This is a genomic window from Streptomyces sp. NPDC127114 (assembly GCF_042677525.1).
Lineage (GTDB): Bacteria > Actinomycetota > Actinomycetes > Streptomycetales > Streptomycetaceae > Streptomyces.
Genome location: NZ_JBHXTJ010000001.1, coordinates 54,475 through 71,711 on the forward strand (window position 1 = coordinate 54,475; position 17,237 = coordinate 71,711).

11 protein-coding genes and 1 pseudogene are annotated in these 17,237 nt (G+C 73.9%); 4 read left to right on the forward strand and 8 right to left on the reverse strand.

Annotation, left to right across the window (positions count from 1 at the left end):
- Nucleotides 1–80: 80 nt before the first annotated feature.
- Both ACFVGS_RS00240 and ACFVGS_RS00245 read right to left on the reverse strand, forming a co-directional pair.
- Nucleotides 81–1,775, reverse strand: coding sequence for an alpha/beta fold hydrolase (locus ACFVGS_RS00240; protein ID WP_385688811.1), 1,695 nt, complete (start codon nt 1,773–1,775; stop codon nt 81–83).
- A complete protein-coding gene (locus tag ACFVGS_RS00245) occupies nt 1,772–3,130 on the reverse strand; it encodes an alpha/beta fold hydrolase (RefSeq protein WP_385688814.1) in 1,359 nt (452 codons plus the stop codon). The genes ACFVGS_RS00240 and ACFVGS_RS00245 overlap by 4 nt, the downstream gene beginning before the upstream one ends.
- Nucleotides 3,131–3,889: 759 nt before the next feature.
- Between ACFVGS_RS00245 and ACFVGS_RS00250 the strand changes: the two genes are divergently transcribed.
- Nucleotides 3,890–5,170, forward strand: a complete 1,281-nt coding sequence (locus ACFVGS_RS00250; RefSeq protein WP_385688816.1) for an extracellular solute-binding protein — start codon at nt 3,890–3,892, stop codon at nt 5,168–5,170.
- Between the two features lie 397 nt (nt 5,171–5,567).
- Nucleotides 5,568–7,904 (forward strand): annotated as a pseudogene (locus ACFVGS_RS00255) (glycoside hydrolase family 9 protein); the annotation flags it as partial.
- Nucleotides 7,905–8,361: 457 nt separating this feature from the next.
- Here the strand turns inward: ACFVGS_RS00255 and ACFVGS_RS00260 are convergent.
- The gene (locus tag ACFVGS_RS00260; RefSeq protein WP_385688819.1) at nt 8,362–8,844 is read right to left on the reverse strand and encodes a universal stress protein; all 483 of its coding nucleotides are present in this window, start codon (nt 8,842–8,844) and stop codon (nt 8,362–8,364) included.
- Between the two features lie 3 nt (nt 8,845–8,847).
- Nucleotides 8,848–10,107, reverse strand: a complete 1,260-nt coding sequence (locus ACFVGS_RS00265) for an SLC13 family permease (RefSeq protein WP_385689484.1) — start codon at nt 10,105–10,107, stop codon at nt 8,848–8,850.
- Nucleotides 10,108–10,309: 202 nt separating this feature from the next.
- Here ACFVGS_RS00265 and ACFVGS_RS00270 point away from each other — a divergent pair, with 202 nt between their 5' ends.
- On the forward strand, nt 10,310–11,635 hold the full coding sequence (locus ACFVGS_RS00270) for a cytochrome P450 (RefSeq protein ID WP_385688822.1): 1,326 nt from the start codon (nt 10,310–10,312) through the stop codon (nt 11,633–11,635).
- Between the two features lie 99 nt (nt 11,636–11,734).
- Here ACFVGS_RS00270 and ACFVGS_RS00275 read toward each other — a convergent pair whose 3' ends face one another.
- The 4 genes from ACFVGS_RS00275 to ACFVGS_RS00290 all read right to left on the reverse strand — a co-directional run bounded on the left by ACFVGS_RS00275 (nt 11,735) and on the right by ACFVGS_RS00290 (nt 15,884).
- Entirely contained in the window at nt 11,735–12,934 is a 1,200-nt protein-coding gene (locus ACFVGS_RS00275; RefSeq protein WP_385688824.1) for a polyprenyl synthetase family protein, read from the reverse strand.
- Nucleotides 12,931–14,082 carry a tetratricopeptide repeat protein gene (locus ACFVGS_RS00280; RefSeq protein ID WP_384407081.1) on the reverse strand — a complete coding sequence of 384 codons (1,152 nt, stop codon included), beginning with the start codon at nt 14,080–14,082 and terminating at the stop codon, nt 12,931–12,933. Before ACFVGS_RS00280 ends, ACFVGS_RS00275 begins: the two co-directional genes overlap by 4 nt.
- A 216-nt stretch (nt 14,083–14,298) precedes the next feature.
- A complete protein-coding gene (locus tag ACFVGS_RS00285) occupies nt 14,299–15,387 on the reverse strand; it encodes a LacI family DNA-binding transcriptional regulator (RefSeq protein ID WP_385688827.1) in 1,089 nt (362 codons plus the stop codon).
- Between the two features lie 167 nt (nt 15,388–15,554).
- Entirely contained in the window at nt 15,555–15,884 is a 330-nt protein-coding gene (locus ACFVGS_RS00290; RefSeq protein WP_385688829.1) for an L-rhamnose mutarotase, read from the reverse strand.
- 150 nt (nt 15,885–16,034) lie between these two features.
- On the opposite strand from ACFVGS_RS00290, the gene rhaI reads away from it, so the two are divergent.
- A complete protein-coding gene (gene rhaI, locus ACFVGS_RS00295; RefSeq protein ID WP_385688832.1) occupies nt 16,035–17,201 on the forward strand; it encodes an L-rhamnose isomerase in 1,167 nt (388 codons plus the stop codon).
- The last annotated feature ends 36 nt before the right edge of the window (nt 17,202–17,237 follow it).

The following is a 17,237-nucleotide window of genomic DNA, read 5'->3' on the forward strand; positions in this document are numbered from 1 at the left end:
CGCGGTCGGGCGCAAGGGTGCGGCCCGTGCCTCTCGGGTGAGGGGCACGGGCCGGGTCGGTGTCGGGTGGGGGCGGGCGCCTACGGCGCGATCTCGAACCTGGGCGGTTGGAGGCCGGCCAGGCAGGTGGTGTCCGGCGCGGTCGGGGTGGCGAAGAAGGAGCGGGTGATCGCCTGCGCGCACGGCGAGTCGGCGAAGACCACGTGAGCCACGTAGGGAACCGTGACGGCGGTGGAGCGGCTCAGCGTGCGGGCGGCGTACGGCCCGCTGCTCGGCGCGGTCTGGGCGTCGAACCCGCCGGACAGGACGAGCGTCGGGATGTCGCTGCGTGTCACCTCGCGGATCGAGCGCGGCGCCGGAGGGATGTCCCAGGCCCGGCAGTCCGCGTGCATCCAGCTGAGGAGCGGTGCGTTGGCCAGCACCGAGCGGGGGAAGGTCGGGAACAGCCGCCGTCCGGCACGGATCACGTCGGCCTCGCTCTCGAACGGTGTCCACTCGCTGCAGAAGACGCCGAAGACGAGCCCGTGGGAGACCCTGCCGATGGCCTGCGGGCTGAGCTTGCCGCCCGCGTACTGCTCGGCGATCCGCCGCGGGTTGCCGTGGGCCAGTTCGTCGATGGAGCGGGGCACGCCGGCCGCGAGATGGCTGGCGAAGGTCAGCCAGTTCACCAGGAGTCCGCCGTCCAGCACGACCTTCACCGGCTCCGGGTGGCCCGGAACCGTGACCGTGGTCGTGACCGGTCGGGCCTCGAGTTCGACCACGAGGCGTTCGAAGGTGGCCTTGAGGTTCGGGTAGCGGGTGTTGCAGGCGGGCTGTCGCGCGCACGCCGCGAAGATGCCGTCGAAGCCCTCCCGTGCGGCCTTCCAGGTCACGGCCCCGCCGGCCAGGGACGGCGGCAGGACGCCGTCGATGCCGACCGACCGGATGCCCTTCGGGTGCAGGCGCATGTACTGGAGTGCCAGATCGGTGCCGTACGAGATGCCGAACACGTTCCACTGCCTGATGCCGAGCGCCTTGCGCAGGGCGTCGTAGTCGGCGGAGCTCTCGGTGCCGTTGTACGCGCTGAGGTCGACGCCGCGGCTCGCCAGCCGGTCGCGGCACTTGCGCGTCTCCTCGACGTGCAGACGGCCGGTGGACGGCGCGCCGAAGACGAGGCCGAGGGACTCCGCGGCGAACTCGTCGACGTTCCGGCAGGTGAGCTCCGGGTCGGCCGAGTACGTCCCGCGCTGCGACATGAAGATGACGTCGCGGTCGCGGTTCAGGCCGCCGGCGAGCGCCATCGGGATCTCGGAGACCGCGTCGTCGCCGGGCCCGCCGGCGAGCCACACGATCGGGTCGGGTGCCGGTCTGCTGGTGGCCGCGGGGATGATCGCGACCGCGAGGGTGATCCTGCGGCTCGGATGCCCCTTCCGCCCGTGCTGGTCGTCCTGGTTCTGACCGTGGGGACGCTGGTGATCCGCGGGAGCCTGGTGATCGCCGTGGCCCTGGTGATCGCCGTGCCGGGAACGCTTCTCCGGCACGGTGAGCGTGCCGCAGCGGGCGCGTTCCAGAGCGGGGATCGGATCAGCCGTCCTCGGACAGGGGCCGGGCTCGAAGCGGGCGTCGCCCGCCGTGCGGGCGACCGTGCCGAGCGGCGCTCCGCCGTCGGACCCGGCTTGTGCGGGTGTGGCGCCGAGGCCGGCGACGAGGACTCCGGCCGTGGCCCCGGCCAGCGTGGCCGCGAGCCGGCGCGACGCGCGCCGGGGGTGGGGGCGGGGTGGGCGAGGGGACGTCATGTTCTCTCCGGGTCAGGGGTGATGGTGAACGGTGCCGGTGCGAGTCCTGCCACGCAGCCGGTGTCGGGCGCGGTCGGGCGCGCCAGGAAGGAGGCGAGGACGCGTTGCGCGCAGGGCGACTGGGGAACCACGAAGTGGCCGATCCCGGGAATCTGCACGGCCGTCGAGCGGGGCAGGGTGCGGCCCGCGTACGGCCCCCAGCTCGCCCCCGTCTTCGCGTCGAACGTTCCGGTGATGATCAGCGTCGGCACCTTGCTGTGGGTCGGCACCCGCTGGATCGCGGTGCGGTCCGGGACGTTCCAGACGCGGCACAGGTCGTGCTCGAAGGGAAGCTGCGGTGCGTGGGCGAGCACGGTGTCCGGCCATCCGGGGAAGGCCCGGCGTCCCGCCTCCAGGAGGTCCGGCTTGCCGTGTCCCGGCACCCATTCGGCGCAGGCCACCGAGTGCGTCAGACCGTGGGCGAACTCGCCGATGGCGGGGGTGGCGCCGGCGGCCTGGATCCGCGCGAGGCGCTCGGGGTTGCCGCGGGCGAGTTCGTCGAGTGCCGCGGGGACGTCCGCGGCCGGCAGCGCACGGCCGTCGGCGACCAGCAGGTTCACCAGCGTGCCGCCGTCGAGGACGACCTTCACCGGATCGCCGCCCCCGGGCGGCCGCGCGGTCAGACGCAGCGGGTTCGCCTCGAGGCGGCGGACCTGCTCGGTCAGCGTGCGGTGGAGGTCCGGGTAACGGCTCTTGCAGCGGGGCTGGGCCTCGCAGGCCGCGAAGATCGCGTCGATCCCCTCCCGCGCGCTGTCCCAGGCCCAGGGCAGGCTCACGATCTGTGGAGGCACCACCGAGTCGATCGTCAGCGAGCGGATTCCCCGAGGATGCCGGCGCAGGTACGTGAGGCCCAGGTCGGTGCCGTAGGAGTAGCCGTAGACGTTCCACTTCCTGATGCCCAGTGCCGTGCGCAGGGCGGCGAAGTCGGCGGCGTTCTCCGTGGTGTTGTAGGCCCGAAGGTCGATGCCGTCGGCGGTGAGGCGGTCCCGGCACTCCTTGGCGGCGCGAACCAGGAGCCGTCCGGTCGAGGGCGCGTCGTACGGCAGTCCGACGGCTTTCGCGTTGAAGCGGTCGATCTCCGGGCAGGCGAGGTGGGGCTGGGAGTAGGGCCCGCCGCGCTGGGTCATGACGATCAGGTCGCGGTCCTGGTTCACGCGGGAGGCGATCAGGAAGGGGATGGCGCCGATCGCGTCGCCGCCGGGGCCTCCTTCCATGAACACCACCGGGTCCTCGGCCGGCTTCTTCGACACGGCCGGAACGATGACGACGGCAAGCCGGATGGTCCGCCCGCCGCGATGGGTGCGGTTCTCCGGCACCTCCAGGACCCCGCACCGGCCGGGGACCGGCTCCGGCGCGTCCGGGCAGGGGCCGGGCACGAACCGTCCGGGAGCGCCCGGGTGGGGCCCGGTGCCGGGCGGGGACGCGGCTCCGGCCGGTGCCGGAGCGACGGCGCCCAGGAAGGCGAGACCCGCCGCGGCGAGCGCCGCCCCGGTACGCGCACCTCGGAAGCGTCGCCGCGCGTACCGGTGTTCCCCCCGCTTCCGTACGAACCTGCCGCTCCCCCGAACGGACGGCATGCGGCCCGTTCTGATGCCGTGTCGCGTCATGTGAACCCGTTCTCTCGCGCGTGGTTGACCGTCCCGGCCCTCACGCCGGGTGTGCCGTCCGGCTCCGCGCCGCATGGTCCGGGCGGGCGGGGACAAGGGTCAGCCTGCGTGCGTGCGGGGAGGTCCACCACCGGTGAGCTCCACTCGGAGCAGCCTGGCGCTCACTCTCCGTGCTCGGCGGGGTGCGGCCTCGGACGTGATCGCCGGACCTCGGCCGTGTCCGTGCGGGAGTGAGCTCCGCTTCCGTCCTCGGGTCCTCCGTTTCGTCAATGTTCCTTTCCGAAGTCTTTTTGGACACCGTGGAGGGTTCTACGCGCGTCGGATTCGACGGCCGCATATCGGAAAACACCAAAGGGAATGGCGCCAGTTGGAGCTACGACCACAAAAGCTCCGCGGGGGGCGCAATTACGGCCATCGCCGGGCGAGAATTTCGGACGCACTGTCCAAAAAGATCAAGAGGAAAGATCCGTGCGACCGAGACTCTTCGGCATGACCGCCTCCGTGGCCGCGTTCGGACTGCTGGGCTCCTTCGTCACCGCCTGCGGTTCGCTGTCCGGGAGCGACGGGACGACGCTGCGCCTGGTGGCCCCCGAGTACGGCGACAGCCCGGCGACCAGCTCCAAGGCGTACTGGGACGAGCTGACCGCCGCCTTCACCGCCTCCCACCCCGGCACGAAGGTGCAGGTGACCCTCTACCCGTGGGCCGACGTCGACCGCGAGGTGACCCGGATGGTGGAGGAGGACGACGCCCCGGACGTGGCGCTGATGGGCGCGTACTCGGACTTCGCCGCGCAGGGCCGCCTCTACGCCGCCAGTGACGTGCTGTCGATCAGAACGGAGGCGAACTTCCTGCCGCCCCTCGCGGAGGCGGGCTCGGTCGACAACACCCTCTACGGCCTGCCCTTCGTCGCCAGCAGCCGGCTGCTCTTCTACAACGAGGAGCTGTTCGAGAAGGCCGGAGCGGAGCCGCCGAAGACCTGGTCGGACCTGCGGGACGCGGCCGAAGCGCTGAAGGAGGAGGACGTGCTCTATCCGTACGCCCTGCCCCTCGGCCCCGAGGAGGCGCACGCCGAAGCCCTGATCTGGGAGCTGAGCAACGGCGGCGGCTACACCGACAACAACGGCCGGTACAACATCGCGTCCGAGCGGAACGCGCAGACGTTCCGCTGGATCAAGGACAACCTGGTCGCCCCCGCCCTGACCGGCCCGGTCCCGCCGGCGCAGCTCAACCGGCAGGACGCCTTCGCCGCCTTCCTGCGCGGTGACGTCGGCATGGTCAACGGCTATCCGTCGCTCCTCCACCAGGCGAGGGCGAAGGGCATGAAGGTCGGTACGCTGCGGATGCCGGTGTCGGACACGCTGGGCAAGGAGAAGACCCCGCCGGCGGCGGGCGTCGCCGACTGGATGATGGCCTTCAAGCACGAGGGCAATCGCGAACTGGTGGGCTCGTTCCTGAACTTCGTCTACGAGGACGAGAACCTCAACGAGTTCGCCGGGCGGTACCAGCTGCTGCCGTCGACGGTGACCGCCACCCAGGCGTCCCAGGGCGCGGCGGCGGACCCGAGCACCGAGCAGTTCCTCACCGCCCTGCGCACCGCCGAGCTCTACCCGGTCAACGAACCGTCCTGGCTGCAGGTCAGCAACACCATCAAGCGGAACATCGGCAAGGCCGTCGCGCCGACCGCGGACCCGAGGGTCGTGCTGGAGCAGATCGCCCAGCAGGCCCGGGACGCGGCCCAGCAGAGGTAGGGACATCCCCTTCCGTCCTTCCCGCATCTTGAGTCACCGCGACACGATGCGCCATGGTGGTGGGAGCGCTCCCAATCCTCTGCCCCCACCCGAGGAAGGCCCCTCACGTGCCCCCTGCCCTCTCCGTCCGCCGGCTGTCACGTCGCGCGGCCGCCGCGCTCACCGGCCTCGCCCTGGCCACCGGCAGCCTGACCGTCGGCGCGTTCACGGCGGACTCCGCCCGCGCCGCGTCGGGGGGGGGGCCGGCGGGGCCCCCCCCCCCCCCCCCCCCGGGGGAACACCACGGCGACACCCCCCCCGCCGCCCCGCCAGGCCCCCCGGCCGCCTCAGGGCGGGCGCGTCCCGGCGGTACCCGCCCCGCGCGGGTGGGGGGGGCGCCCTCGGGCGCCCCCCCGACTCCCCCGTCCGGGTCAACCAGCTCGGCTACCTGCCCGACGGCCCGAAGCGGGCCACCGTGGTCAGCTCCGCGACCACGCCGCTCGCCTGGCAGCTGCTCGACGCCTCCGGTACGCAGGTCGCGTCGGGCACCACCGCCGTCCACGGCGCCGATCAGGCGTCCGGCCAGGCCACGCACCTGGTGGACTTCGGCACGTACACCGGCACCGGCGCGGGTTTCACCCTCGTCGCCGGCGGCCGGTCCAGCCACCCCTTCGACATCTCCGCCTCGCTGTACGACGGCCTGCGCGCCGACAGCATGTCGTTCTTCCACCAGCAGCGCAGCGGCATCGCGATCGACGCGGCGCTGACGGGCAGCGCGTACGCGCGTCCCGCCGGGCACCTGGGCGTGGCACCCAACAAGGGCGACACCAGCGTGCCCTGCCAGGCCGGGGTGTGCGACTACCGGGTGGACGTCCGCGGCGGCTGGTACGACGCGGGCGACCAGGGCAAGTACGTGGTCAACGGCGGCATCGCGACCTGGCAGGTCGTCAACTCCTTCGAGCGTGCCCGGCGCTCGGGCGGCGACGCCGCGCTCGGCGACTCGACGCTCCGGATTCCGGAGCGCGGCAACGGAATGCCGGACGTGCTCGACGAGGCCCGCTGGGAGCTGGAGTTCCTGATGCGGATGCAGGTCCCGGCGGGCCGGCCGTCGGCGGGCATGGCCTTCCACAAGGTGCACGACGCGGAGTGGACGGCGCTGCCGACGCGGCCCGAACTCGACGACAAACAGCGCGAGCTGCACCGGCCCTCGACCGCCGCCACGCTGAACCTGGCGGCCACGGCCGCACAGTGCGCGCGGGTGTACGCCCCGTACGACGCGGCCTTCGCGAGCCGTTGCCTGGCCGCGGCGCGCACCGCCTGGACGGCCGCCAGGGCCAACCCGGACGTGCTCGCCCCGGCGACCGACAACACGGGCGGCGGCGCGTACGAGGACGCCGACGTCTCGGACGAGTTCTACTGGGCCGCGGCCGAACTCCTCGCCACCACCGGCGAGGCGCAGTACCGCGACGCCGTGACCTCCTCGCCTCATCACGGCAGGCCCGCCGACGGGTTCTGGTGGGGCGGCACGGCGACGCTGGGCCGCATCACCCTCGCCACCGTCCCCGGCGTGGCCCTGCCCGCCGACGACGTGGCCCGGATGCGCGGACTGCTGACCGCCGCGGCCGACGGCCACCTCTCCACCATGGCCGGCCAGGGCTACGGGGTGCCGATCCCCGCCACCGGTTACGTGTGGGGCTCCAACAGCGCCGTCGCCAACAACGCGATGATGCTGGCCGTCGCGTACGAGCTGACGGGTGCGCAGCGCTACCGGGCCGGCGCCCTGGAGTCCCTGGACTACCTCCTGGGCCGCAACGCCCTGGACCGCTCGTACGTCACGGGCTACGGCGAGCGGGCCTCCGAGAACCAGCACCACCGGTTCTGGGCGCACCAGAACGACGCCTCGCTGCCGCACCCGCCGGCCGGTTCCTTCGCCGGCGGGCCGAACGCGGGGCTCGAGGACCCGGTGGCGAAGGAGCAGCTGTCGGGCTGTGCGCCGGCGGCCTGCTACGTGGACGACATCGGTTCGTACTCCACGAACGAGGTGGCGATCAACTGGAACGCCCCGCTGGCGTGGCTGGCGGCCTTCGCGGCGGAGCGGCGCGGCGCACCGGCCGGGCCTGCCGTGCAGGTGACTCCGGCGGCCGTGGCGGTCGCCGAGGGCGGCTCGGCGACGGTGGGCGTACGGCTTTCGGCCGCGCCGCCGCAGAACGTCACCGTGACGGTGGCCCGGGCCTCCGGCGACCCGGACCTGTCCGTCACGGCGGGCGCGACGCTGGTGTTCACGCCGGCCGACTGGGCGACGGCCCGGCCGGTCTCGGTGAGCGCGGCGCAGGACGCGGACGCGCTGGCGGGCAGCGCCGCCTTCACCGTCGGCGGGACCGGCGTGCAGCCGGCGACGTTCACGGCGACCGAGGCGGACGACGACGCGACGCCGCCCTCGGCGTCCTGCACGGTCGTGTACCGGGTGGACAACGCGTGGAGCAACGGCTTCACGGCGAGCGTGACCGTCAAGAACACCGGGGCGGCGGCGATCTCCGGCTGGACGCTCGGCTGGGCCTTCGCGGGCGACCAGCGGATCGGCAGCGCCTGGAACGCGACGGTGAGCCAGTCGGGCAGCACGGTGTCCGCCCGGGACGCCGGCTGGAACGGCACCCTGGCGCCCGGCGCCCAGGCGAGCTTCGGATTCCAGGCGACGTACTCGGGCACCAACGCGACCCCGGCGCGGTTCACGCTGAACGGCGCGGTCTGCTCCTGAGTGCCGCGAACGTCCGCCCTGAGCGCCGTGGACGTCCGCCCTGAGCGCCGTGGACGTCCGTCCAGAGCGCCGCGGACGTCCGTCCAGAGCGCCGCGGACGTCCGTCCAGAGCGCCGTGGACGTCCGTCCTGACAACGGCGGACGTCCGGCCGCGCGGACAAAGGGCCCGCCCTCCATGCGAGGGCGGGTCCTTCGGGCGAGAGGGGAGGAACGGCCGCTCCCGGAACCCGCCCACGACCTGCTGACGGCGGCCCGCTGTACGCACTGCCGCCCGGCGGCCGCGCGGTCCCGCGCCGGCCCTGACGTCTCCCCCGGCTCCAGCGGCGCGACGGCCCCCGAGGCGCCGCACCTCTACCGGATCGGAGACTACTGGTGCCTGCTCATCGGCAGTACGCCGCGGCCGGCACGGTCCGCTTCGACTGGTTCGCCTACGAGCCGGGGTCGCCCTCCTGACGGATCACCCGGTCGGCGGCGGAAGCGTGGCCAGTCCGGGCGACGGTTCCGGCCACACCAGCAGGACCGGGCAGGGCGCGTGGTCGACGACGAAACGGGCGGCCGGGCCCAGGCTGTGCGGGCCGAGGTGCGTGCGGTCGCCGTCGCGGGCGAGGACGAGGAGCTCGGCGCCCTCGGTGGCGGCGACGACCTCGCGTTCGACGCGTCCGGTCCGTTCGACGGAGGTGCTGGGACGCCCGAGGCGTTCGGCGGCGGACCGCAGGAGCCGTTCGGCCGACGCCGTGGCGAGGCCCTCCATACGGGTGCCGGGGTCGCGCTCCGGGTGGCCGCGCCCGAGCAGTCCGGCGAACGCGCCGTGCGCCGCACCGGGCACTTCGGTCGGGCTGACGTGGAGCAGGACGATCTCGGCGTCCGCCGGGGCGTGGGCGCGCGCGGCGTCCACGCAGGCGGGCCAGGTGCCCTCCACGATCCAGACGACCACGGCCATGGCTCACCCTCCTCCGATGACGGCCAGCGAGGCCCACAGCGCGACCACCGCGACGCCGAGGCTCACCGGTACGGTGTACACCCCGAGCCGGGTGAACTCCCTCAGATCGACCTCGGTGTCGTGGGAGTGCACGATACGCCGCCACAGCAGGGTGGCCAGCGAGCCGGCGTACGTGAGGTTGGGGCCGATGTTGACCCCGAGCAGCACCGCGAGCACCGCGCCCGGGCCGGAGGGCACCGTCAGCGGCAGCAGCACCAGCACCGCGGGCAGGTTGTTGATGAGGTTGGCGAGGAGCGCGGCCAGCGCGGCGAGGGCCAGCAGCACCGGCAGGGAGTCACCCTCCGGGATGACGTGTCCCAGGGCCTCGTCGAGGCCGTTGTCCACCACGGCCCTGACCACGATCCCGAGGGACAGGACGAAGGCGAGGAACGGCACCGACGCCGACCGCAGCAGGGCCACGGGGGTCACCCTGCGCCGCAGCAGGGCGCGTACGGCGAGCACGAGCGCCCCCGCGAGCGCGATCCACGCCGGGTCGACGCCGACCGCGGAGGACACGGCGAACCCCACCAGGGTGCAGCCGACCGTCACCAGTGCGAACAGCGGCGTCTCGGGGGCCTCGGTGGCCGGCGGGGCGTGCGCCCCGGCGTCCAGGTCGGTGGCGAAGAAGCGGCGGAAGACCAGGTACTCCACCGCGATCGCGGCCAGCCACGGAAGCGCCATCAGGGCGGCGAACCGGGTGAAGCTCAGCCCGCTGACCGTGAAGGCCAGCAGGTTGGTCAGGTTGGAGACCGGCAGCAGCAGGGAGGCGGTGTTGGACAGGTGCGTGCAGGCGTAGACGTGCGGCTTGGGGCGCACGCCGAGCCGGGCGGCGGTGGCGAAGACCACCGGCGTGAGCAGCACGACCGTGGCGTCCAGGCTCAGGACGGCCGTGATCGCGGACGCCGCCAGGAAGACCTGTGTGAGCAGCCGGCGGGGCCGGCCCGCGGCCCGGCGTGCCATCCACGCGCCGCAGGCCCGGAACAGGCCCTCGTCGTCGCAGAGCTGAGCCAGCACCAGTACGGCCGCCAGGAAGCCGACCACCGGGCCGAGCCGCTCGGCCTCGGCCAGCGCGTCGTCCGGGGAGACCGCCCCGGTGACCAGCGCGAGCCCTGCCGCCGGGACCGCGACGACGGCCTCCGACCAGCCGAAGGGCCTGATGACCGCACAGGCCAGCACGAGTGCGAGCAGCGTGACGGACAACGCCTCGGCGAGCGGGGTGTTCAGGGCGGGTCCTTCCACGTGACGACCGATTTGCGGCTTGTGAACCGGGCAGACCCTATCCCAGGTGCCCCGGCTCATCGGACGGGGCCCGCCCGGACGGGCGCGGGTCCGTGTCGCGGCGCGCCGACGCGGCCGGGTCGCCCGCGGGTGATCCCCCGCACACACCGGCCGGTACGCGCCCGTTCGCGTGCTAGCGTCCGCCGGCGTGACCTCCGCCCTCGACACCGCCGCGTCCCGTCCGGACACGGCCGGCTCCTGCCCGTACGCGCACCCGGCGACCCCGCAGGACCCCCTCGGTCTGCTCGACCTGTTCGACGAGGGCTTCGTCCGCGACCCGTACCCGTGGCTGGACCGCCTGCGGTCCGAGGCGCCGGTCCACCGTGACGACGCCACGGGCCTGTGGCTGGTCAGCCGGTACGAGGACGTCCGCCGCGTCCTGCTCGATCCGGCCGCGTTCCGGCCGGACAACGCCCAGCACGCGGTGACGCCGCTGGGTGTTCCGGTGCTCCGGGTGCTCGCCCGTGCGGGATTCCGGCTGCGTCCCGCACTCGCCAACAACGCGTCCGGGAGCCACGCGGGCCTGCGGCGCGTCGTCATGCGCTTCTTCAACGCCCAGCGCGTGGCGGCGGCGGTCCCGGTGATCGAGCGGGTCGCCGACGAGCTGCTCGACACGGTGCGGGCGGAGCTCGACGCGACCGGCGGGAGCGACCTCTTCTCCGCGTTCGCGCACACGCTGCCCTGCCGCGTGATGACGGAACTCCTCGGCATCGAGGGCCTTGACACCGCGACGCTGGTGCGGTGGAGCGACGCCTCGCTCGAGCTCTTCTGGGGACGGCCCTCGCCGGAGCGCCGGCTCGAACTTGCCGTTCTCGTCGGCGAGTTCCACCAGTGGCTGACGGACCTCGTGAACGACCCGGCGGCGCCGGCGGACAGCTTCGTCGGGGCGCTGGCCCGCCACCGGCTGCCCGACGGAACCCTGCTCGACCCGGAGACGGCGGTCGGGGCGTGCTTCTTCGTCTTCATCGCCGGGCAGTCCACGACGGGACAGCTCATTTCCACCGTCCTGCGCCGTGCGCTGGCCGAGCCCGGGCTGTGGCCGCGCCCCGCCCACGACGAGGCCTTCGCCGCGGCGTGGGTCGAGGAGGTGCTGCGGCGCGAGCCACCCGTCACCTCATGGCGCCGGGTCACCGCCCGGCCGGTGGAGCTGGGCGGTGTGCACCTCCCCGCCGGCGCCGAGCTGCTGCTGATGCTCATGGGCAGCGGCTCGGACCCGGACGTCTTCGAGACCCCCGGTCAGATGCTTCCCGGCCGTGCCAACATCCGCCACCACCTCGCCTTCGGCGTGGGGCGCCACCGCTGCCCGGGCGCGGCCCTGGCGCGTACGGAGGCGGCGGTGGCGCTGCGCGCGGCAGCCCGCCGGCTGCCCGCCGTCCGGCTCGCCCCCGACGCGACGGAGGCACCCACGCTCGGTCTGCTGTCCTTCCGCGCTCCGCTGCGGGTCCCGGTCGTCGAGCCGTCACCGACGGGGTGACCGGCGGGGTGCAGGCCGTCTCTTCCGGCTCTTGGCCGGGTCCGCGACGTCCGGCACGGCCTGTCCGGCCCTGATCCGGAAGGGACGGCCTGGCGATGATCACCGGGTGCGGTCGAGCACGTACATAAACAGGCCGTCCAGGCGCCGTCCGGCCGTGGGCGTGAGCGACGCGTCGCGCAGCGCGCGGCGAGCGATGTCCAGCTGCCGGCGCGCCTCCTCGCGGGCCGCGGTCCGCCCGCCCGCGTCCTCCACGAGTGCCGCGACGCGTGCGGCGGCCTCGTGGTCGAACGGCCGGGGCGGGTCGAGCAGCGCCGCGAGTTCGCCGGCGGCGCCGCCCGCGCCGGACAGTGCGGCGAGCATCGGGTACGTCTTCTTCCCTCTGCGCAGGTCGGCGTGGACGGGTTTGCCGGTCACGGCGGGGTCGCCCCAGATGCCGAGCATGTCGTCCACCGCCTGGAAGGCGAGGCCCAGGTGGCGGCCGGCCCGTTCGAGCGCGGTCACGGTCGTGCCGGGGGCCCCGCCGAGGACGGCGCCGAGCGCGAGGGCGCAGCCCAGCAGGGCGCCGGTCTTGTGCTCGGCCATCGACCGGTACTCCTCCGGTGCGACGGCGCCGGGGCCGTGCCACGGACGGTCTTCGAAGCGCAGGTCCTGTGCCTGCCCTGACACCAGGGCGTTCAGGGTCCGGCACAGGCACCGGACCGCGGGCGCCGCGTTCGGGCCCGCGGTCTCGGCCAGGGTGGTCACGGCCCGGGCGAGGAGCGCGTCGCCGGCGAGGACCGCCGGGCCCGTCCCGTAGGCCTTCCACACCGCCGGGCGCTGTCTGCGCAGGGCGTCGCCGTCCATGATGTCGTCGTGGAGGAGCGAGAAGGTGTGCACGAGTTCGACGGCCACGGCGCCGGGGACGGCGTCCGCGCCGTCCGCCCCGACCCCCTCGGCGCCGAGCACGACGAGCGCCTGGCGCACTCCCTTGCCCTCGGTCGCGCCGGGATCCGGCGTCCCGGCCGGGTCGGACCAGCCCAGCGCGTACGCCGCCATCTCCCCTGTCCACGGCTGGAGGCGGCCCACCGCCTCCACCAGCGCGGGCCGGACCAGGGCACGGCAGCGCTCCAGGACGCGGGCCGGCGCGTCTTCGTGTTCCGGACCGTGCTCACGACGGTCCTCACGTACGTCCTCGCGTACGTCCTCACGACCGCCGTCATGACCGCCGTCATGAGCGGGCTGATAAGCGGGACGCGCCGTGGGCAGCATCGCGGCGCCCGGCGGGTACGCCGGTGTGAGCGGCGTCGGGACGGCGCTCACCGCAGGCCCGCCACGTCGGCGGCACGAAGGGCCTCCGCCCCGGCCGCCGGCAGCGCCGGCCTCGCGGCGCCCGGTCCGTGGCCGCCGTGGTCCGGCAGCGGTCCGACGCCGAGCTCGGCCGCCGCCTTGTCCACCATGTCGCGGGCGTGCCGCAGCCCTATGCGGTCCAGCGTGGAGCGCAGTTCGGCCAGTTCCGCGGCGGTGTGCGCGGCGTCGTGGCCCAGGCGGGCCGAGGCCTTGACGAGGCCGAGGCGCGACAGCGCCGTCCCGCGCGGCTCGTCCATGTCGCGGAACTCCTCGAGCGCCCGCGCGTACAGCTCACGGGCCTGCTCGTACCGGCCCGCCCGGTACAGCACGTTGCCGCGCATCTTGTGGTTGTAGGCGAGCGCGCTGGACAGCCGCATCTCCCGGCAGGCCTCCTCGGCCAGGGAAAGCAGGGACAGGGCGCGCTCGACGTCCCCGTCGCGCACGGACACCACGTCCGCGATGCCGCGCAGCGCCCAGGCCCAGCCACGCCGGTCGTCGGCGCGGGACGCCGTCTCGGCCGCCTCCTCGAACAGGGCCAGGGCCTCGTCGTACTCGCCGGTGTTGCGGTGCATCTGCGCGATGCCCTCCAGCGCCCACACCGTGTGCCGGGCCTCGCCGCGGCGGCGGGCCTCGGCCAGGAGCTGCTCGTGCAGCCTCCGCACCGCCGCGTAGTCGCCCTGGATGCGCCCGGTCTCGGCGAGTCCGGCCAGCGAGTAGCCGCGGACGACGACGTCACCGCCGCGCTCGCCGGTCTCGGCCGCCAGCCGCAGCAGCCGGTACGCCAGCCGGAACGCACCGCGCTGCCGGGCCAGCGTGCCGCCGCTCCACAGGGCCCAGGCCATGGCCCCCTCGTGGCCGGCCGAACGCGCCGCCCGGTAGCTCGCCTTCCACGCCCGGTCGGCCTCCTCGATCCGGCCGAGCCTGCGGCAGGCCTCCGCCACGGCCAGCCCGCAGCGCGCCTCCTCCCGCCGGTCGCCGGCCCGTTCCGCCGCCCGGAGCTCCTCGATGCCCCGGGCCAGCACCTCGGGCAGGGAGGCGTTCACCGACAGCGACTCGAGAGCCCCCTGGTACTCCGGCGCCGACGCCTTCGCCCGCCTCGTTCCCCGCATCTGACCTGCCATCACACCCTCCTCGGGTCGACTCGACGATCAAGTCGACACGAGGACCAAGACGGCGGCCGCGGGCGGGGGTTCCGTCCTGGACGAGAAGTCAGTCTCCGTACGGGCACGGGGTCATACTCAAGTGCTACGCGGCGGTCGGGGTCTCCTCAGCCAGATGTACGCGGGCCCCGGACCGGCCGGTCCGGGGCCCCTTGTCCGGCTTCGACGCGGCGGCGATCAGCGGGGAGTGAGGCTGGAACGGCGGACGACCAGCTCCGGCTGGAGCACCAGATGCTCGTGACGGTGGTCCTCCGCCTGGTCGCCGGTCTCCTCCAGGAGCAGCTCGGCGGCTCGCGCGCCCAGGGTGACGGCCGGCTGCCGCACGGAGGTCAGGGGTACGGTGGCGGCCGCCGCGAACTCGATGTCGTCGTAGCCGACGATCGCCATGTCGTCCGGGACCCGCACGCCGGCCGTGTAGAGGGCCTGGAGGACGCCGAGGGCCAGCAGGTCGTTGGCGCAGAAGACGGCGGTGGGGCGGTCGGGGAGGCCGAGCAGGCGGGAGCCCGCGTCGCGTCCCGAGGCGACGTCGAGGCGCTCGACCGAGATCTCCCGGAGGGCCGAGGCGGGCAGCCCGGCCTCGGCGAGCGCGAGCAGGGCTCCCTCGCGCCGGTCGCGCACCTGCTGGAGGTGGGACGGCCCGCTGACGTACGCGAAGGTGCGGTGGCCCGTCGCGGTGAGGTGACGGATCGCCAGGGAGCCGCCCACGACGTCGTCGACGGAGACCGAGCAGCCCACGCCTCCGCCCGTGCCCGTGCCGTCGCCGGTCCCCTCGCCCTCCGGGCCGCCCGCCGGCTCGCCCTCTCCGGCGACGCGGTCCACGAGCACGTACGGGATGCCGTGGCGGCGGAACTCGCGCAGGTTCGCCCCGCTGGGGTCGGCGGGGGTGACGAGGACGCCGCGGACGCGCTGCTCGGCGAAGAGCGCGAGGTAGTCGGCCTCGCCCTCGGTGCTCTGGTCGCTGTTGCAGACCATGACGCCCAGGCCGGCCGCCCGGGCCGTGCGTTCGGCGCCCCGCGCGATGTCCACGAAGAACGGGTTGCCCATGTCGAGGACGAGCAGCGCCATGATCCGGCTGCGGCCGGCCCGCAGCTGCCGGGCGGACTCGCTGCGCACGTAGCCGAGGCGCTCGATGACCCCGCGCACGTGCTGCAGGGTCGCGGGCGAGACCCGGTCCGGCTGGTTGATCACGTTGGACACGGTGCCGACGGAGACGCCCGCCTCGCGTGCCACGTCCTTGATGCCGACCGTCCGCGCGGTGCCCGCCATCCGTCCCACCTGGTCCGTTCCTGCCCGTCCCGCCCCGCCCGTACGAGGTCCGACGCCTCGTGTTTCATCCTATGCGGACCCGTTCGGGGCCCCTCCCGGCCGACGCCTCCAGGCCGATCCCGTCGGAACCCGTGGATGCCGTCGGCCCCGTCCGGTCCCGTCCGAGGTCAGTCGAGGTGGAAGACCTCGGTCAGCGGGCGCATGGCGGCGTCGGGCGCCCGTCCGTCCAGTTCCTCGAAGAACTCCGCCATCTCTGCCTGCCAGCGGGCGTTGACCTCCGTGGCCTCCATGGCGGCGCGGGAGCGCTCGAAGTCCTCTGTCTCCAGGTAGCCGACGAGGAGGCCGTCCTCCCGCAGGAACAGGGAGTAGTTGCGCCAGCCGGCGTCCGTGAGGGCCGCGCGCATGTCGTCCCAGACGTGCTCGTGGCGCCGCCGGTACTCCTCGGCGCGGTCGGTCCGCACCTTCAGCAGGAAGCAGACCCGCTGTGCGTCCGCCATCCGACCCTCCTCGGCTGAAATGTTTCATTACGGGGAGCACGACGCTAGGGCGCCCACGTTTTCAAGGTCAAGAGTCTTGACGGCACCCACGCCGCTGGCTAGCTTCCCTCGTGCAGTGAATCGATTCATTATCGAGGCTCCGAGGTGGACATGCCCGAGATCGCCGCGGTGAAGGCCGCACTCGCCGCCCAGCGGATCGAAACTCCCTCGTGGGGCTACGGGAACTCCGGCACCCGGTTCAAGGTGTTCGCCCAGCCGGGCGTGCCGCGCGACCCGTACGAGAAGCTGGACGACGCGGCCGAGGTGCACGCGTACACGGGCGTCGCACCCCGGGTCGCGCTGCACATCCCGTGGGACCGCGTCGACGACTACGCCGCCCTCTCCTCGTACGCCCGGGAGCGCGGTCTCGAGCTCGGTGCGATCAACTCCAACACCTTCCAGGACGACGCCTACCGGCTCGGCAGCGTCTGCCACCCCGACGCGGCCGTGCGGCGCCGGGCCGTGGACCATCTCCTCGACTGCGTCGACATCATGGACGCCACCGCCTCGGCGGACCTGAAGCTGTGGTTCGCCGACGGCACCAACTATCCCGGCCAGGACGACGTCGTGGCCCGCCAGGAGCGGCTGGCGGAGAGCCTGGCCGAGGTGTACGGGCGCCTCGGCGAGGGGCAGCGGATGCTCCTGGAGTACAAACTGTTCGAGCCGTCCTTCTACACGACCGACGTGCCCGACTGGGGCACCGCGTACGCCCACTGCCTCAGACTCGGCCCCCGGGCGCGGGTGGTCGTCGACACCGGCCACCACGCACCCGGCACCAACATCGAGTTCATCGTCGCCCTGCTGCTGCGGGCAGGGCGGCTCGGCGGCTTCGACTTCAACTCGCGCTTCTACGCGGACGACGACCTGATGGCCGGCGCCGCCGACCCCTTCCAGCTCTTCCGGATCATGTACGAGGTCGTGCGGGGCGGCGGCCTCGCGGACTCCGCGGGCATCGCCTTCATGCTCGACCAGTGCCACAACATCGAGGCGAAGGTCCCGGCCGTGATCCGCTCGGTGCTCAACGTCCAGGAGGCCACCGCGAAGGCGCTGCTCGTCGACCGCGAGGCGCTCGCGGCCGCGCAGCGGGACGGGGACGTGCTCGCCGCCAACGCGGTGCTCATGGACGCCTTCCACACGGACGTGCGCCCGATGCTGCGCGACCTGCGCGAGGAGCAGGGCCTCGATCCGGATCCGGTCGCCGCCTACCTCCGCTCCGGACGGCAGGAGCGGATCGCCGCCGAGCGGGTGGGCGGCGCGCAGGCCGGCTGGGGCGCGTGAAGCCCGTACGGCCCCGATCCGCCGGACGGGGCCCAG

Coding starts and splice junctions, on each gene's coding strand:
- ACFVGS_RS00240 (WP_385688811.1), bottom strand. CDS start 1,775: ATGACGTCCCCTCGCCCACCCCGCCCCCACCCCCGGCGCGCGTCGCGC.
- ACFVGS_RS00260 (WP_385688819.1), bottom strand. CDS start 8,844: ATGGCCGTGGTCGTCTGGATCGTGGAGGGCACCTGGCCCGCCTGCGTG.
- ACFVGS_RS00280 (WP_384407081.1), bottom strand. CDS start 14,082: ATGGCAGGTCAGATGCGGGGAACGAGGCGGGCGAAGGCGTCGGCGCCG.
- ACFVGS_RS00285 (WP_385688827.1), bottom strand. CDS start 15,387: ATGGCGGGCACCGCGCGGACGGTCGGCATCAAGGACGTGGCACGCGAG.
- ACFVGS_RS00290 (WP_385688829.1), bottom strand. CDS start 15,884: ATGGCGGACGCACAGCGGGTCTGCTTCCTGCTGAAGGTGCGGACCGAC.
- rhaI (WP_385688832.1), top strand. CDS start 16,035: ATGCCCGAGATCGCCGCGGTGAAGGCCGCACTCGCCGCCCAGCGGATC.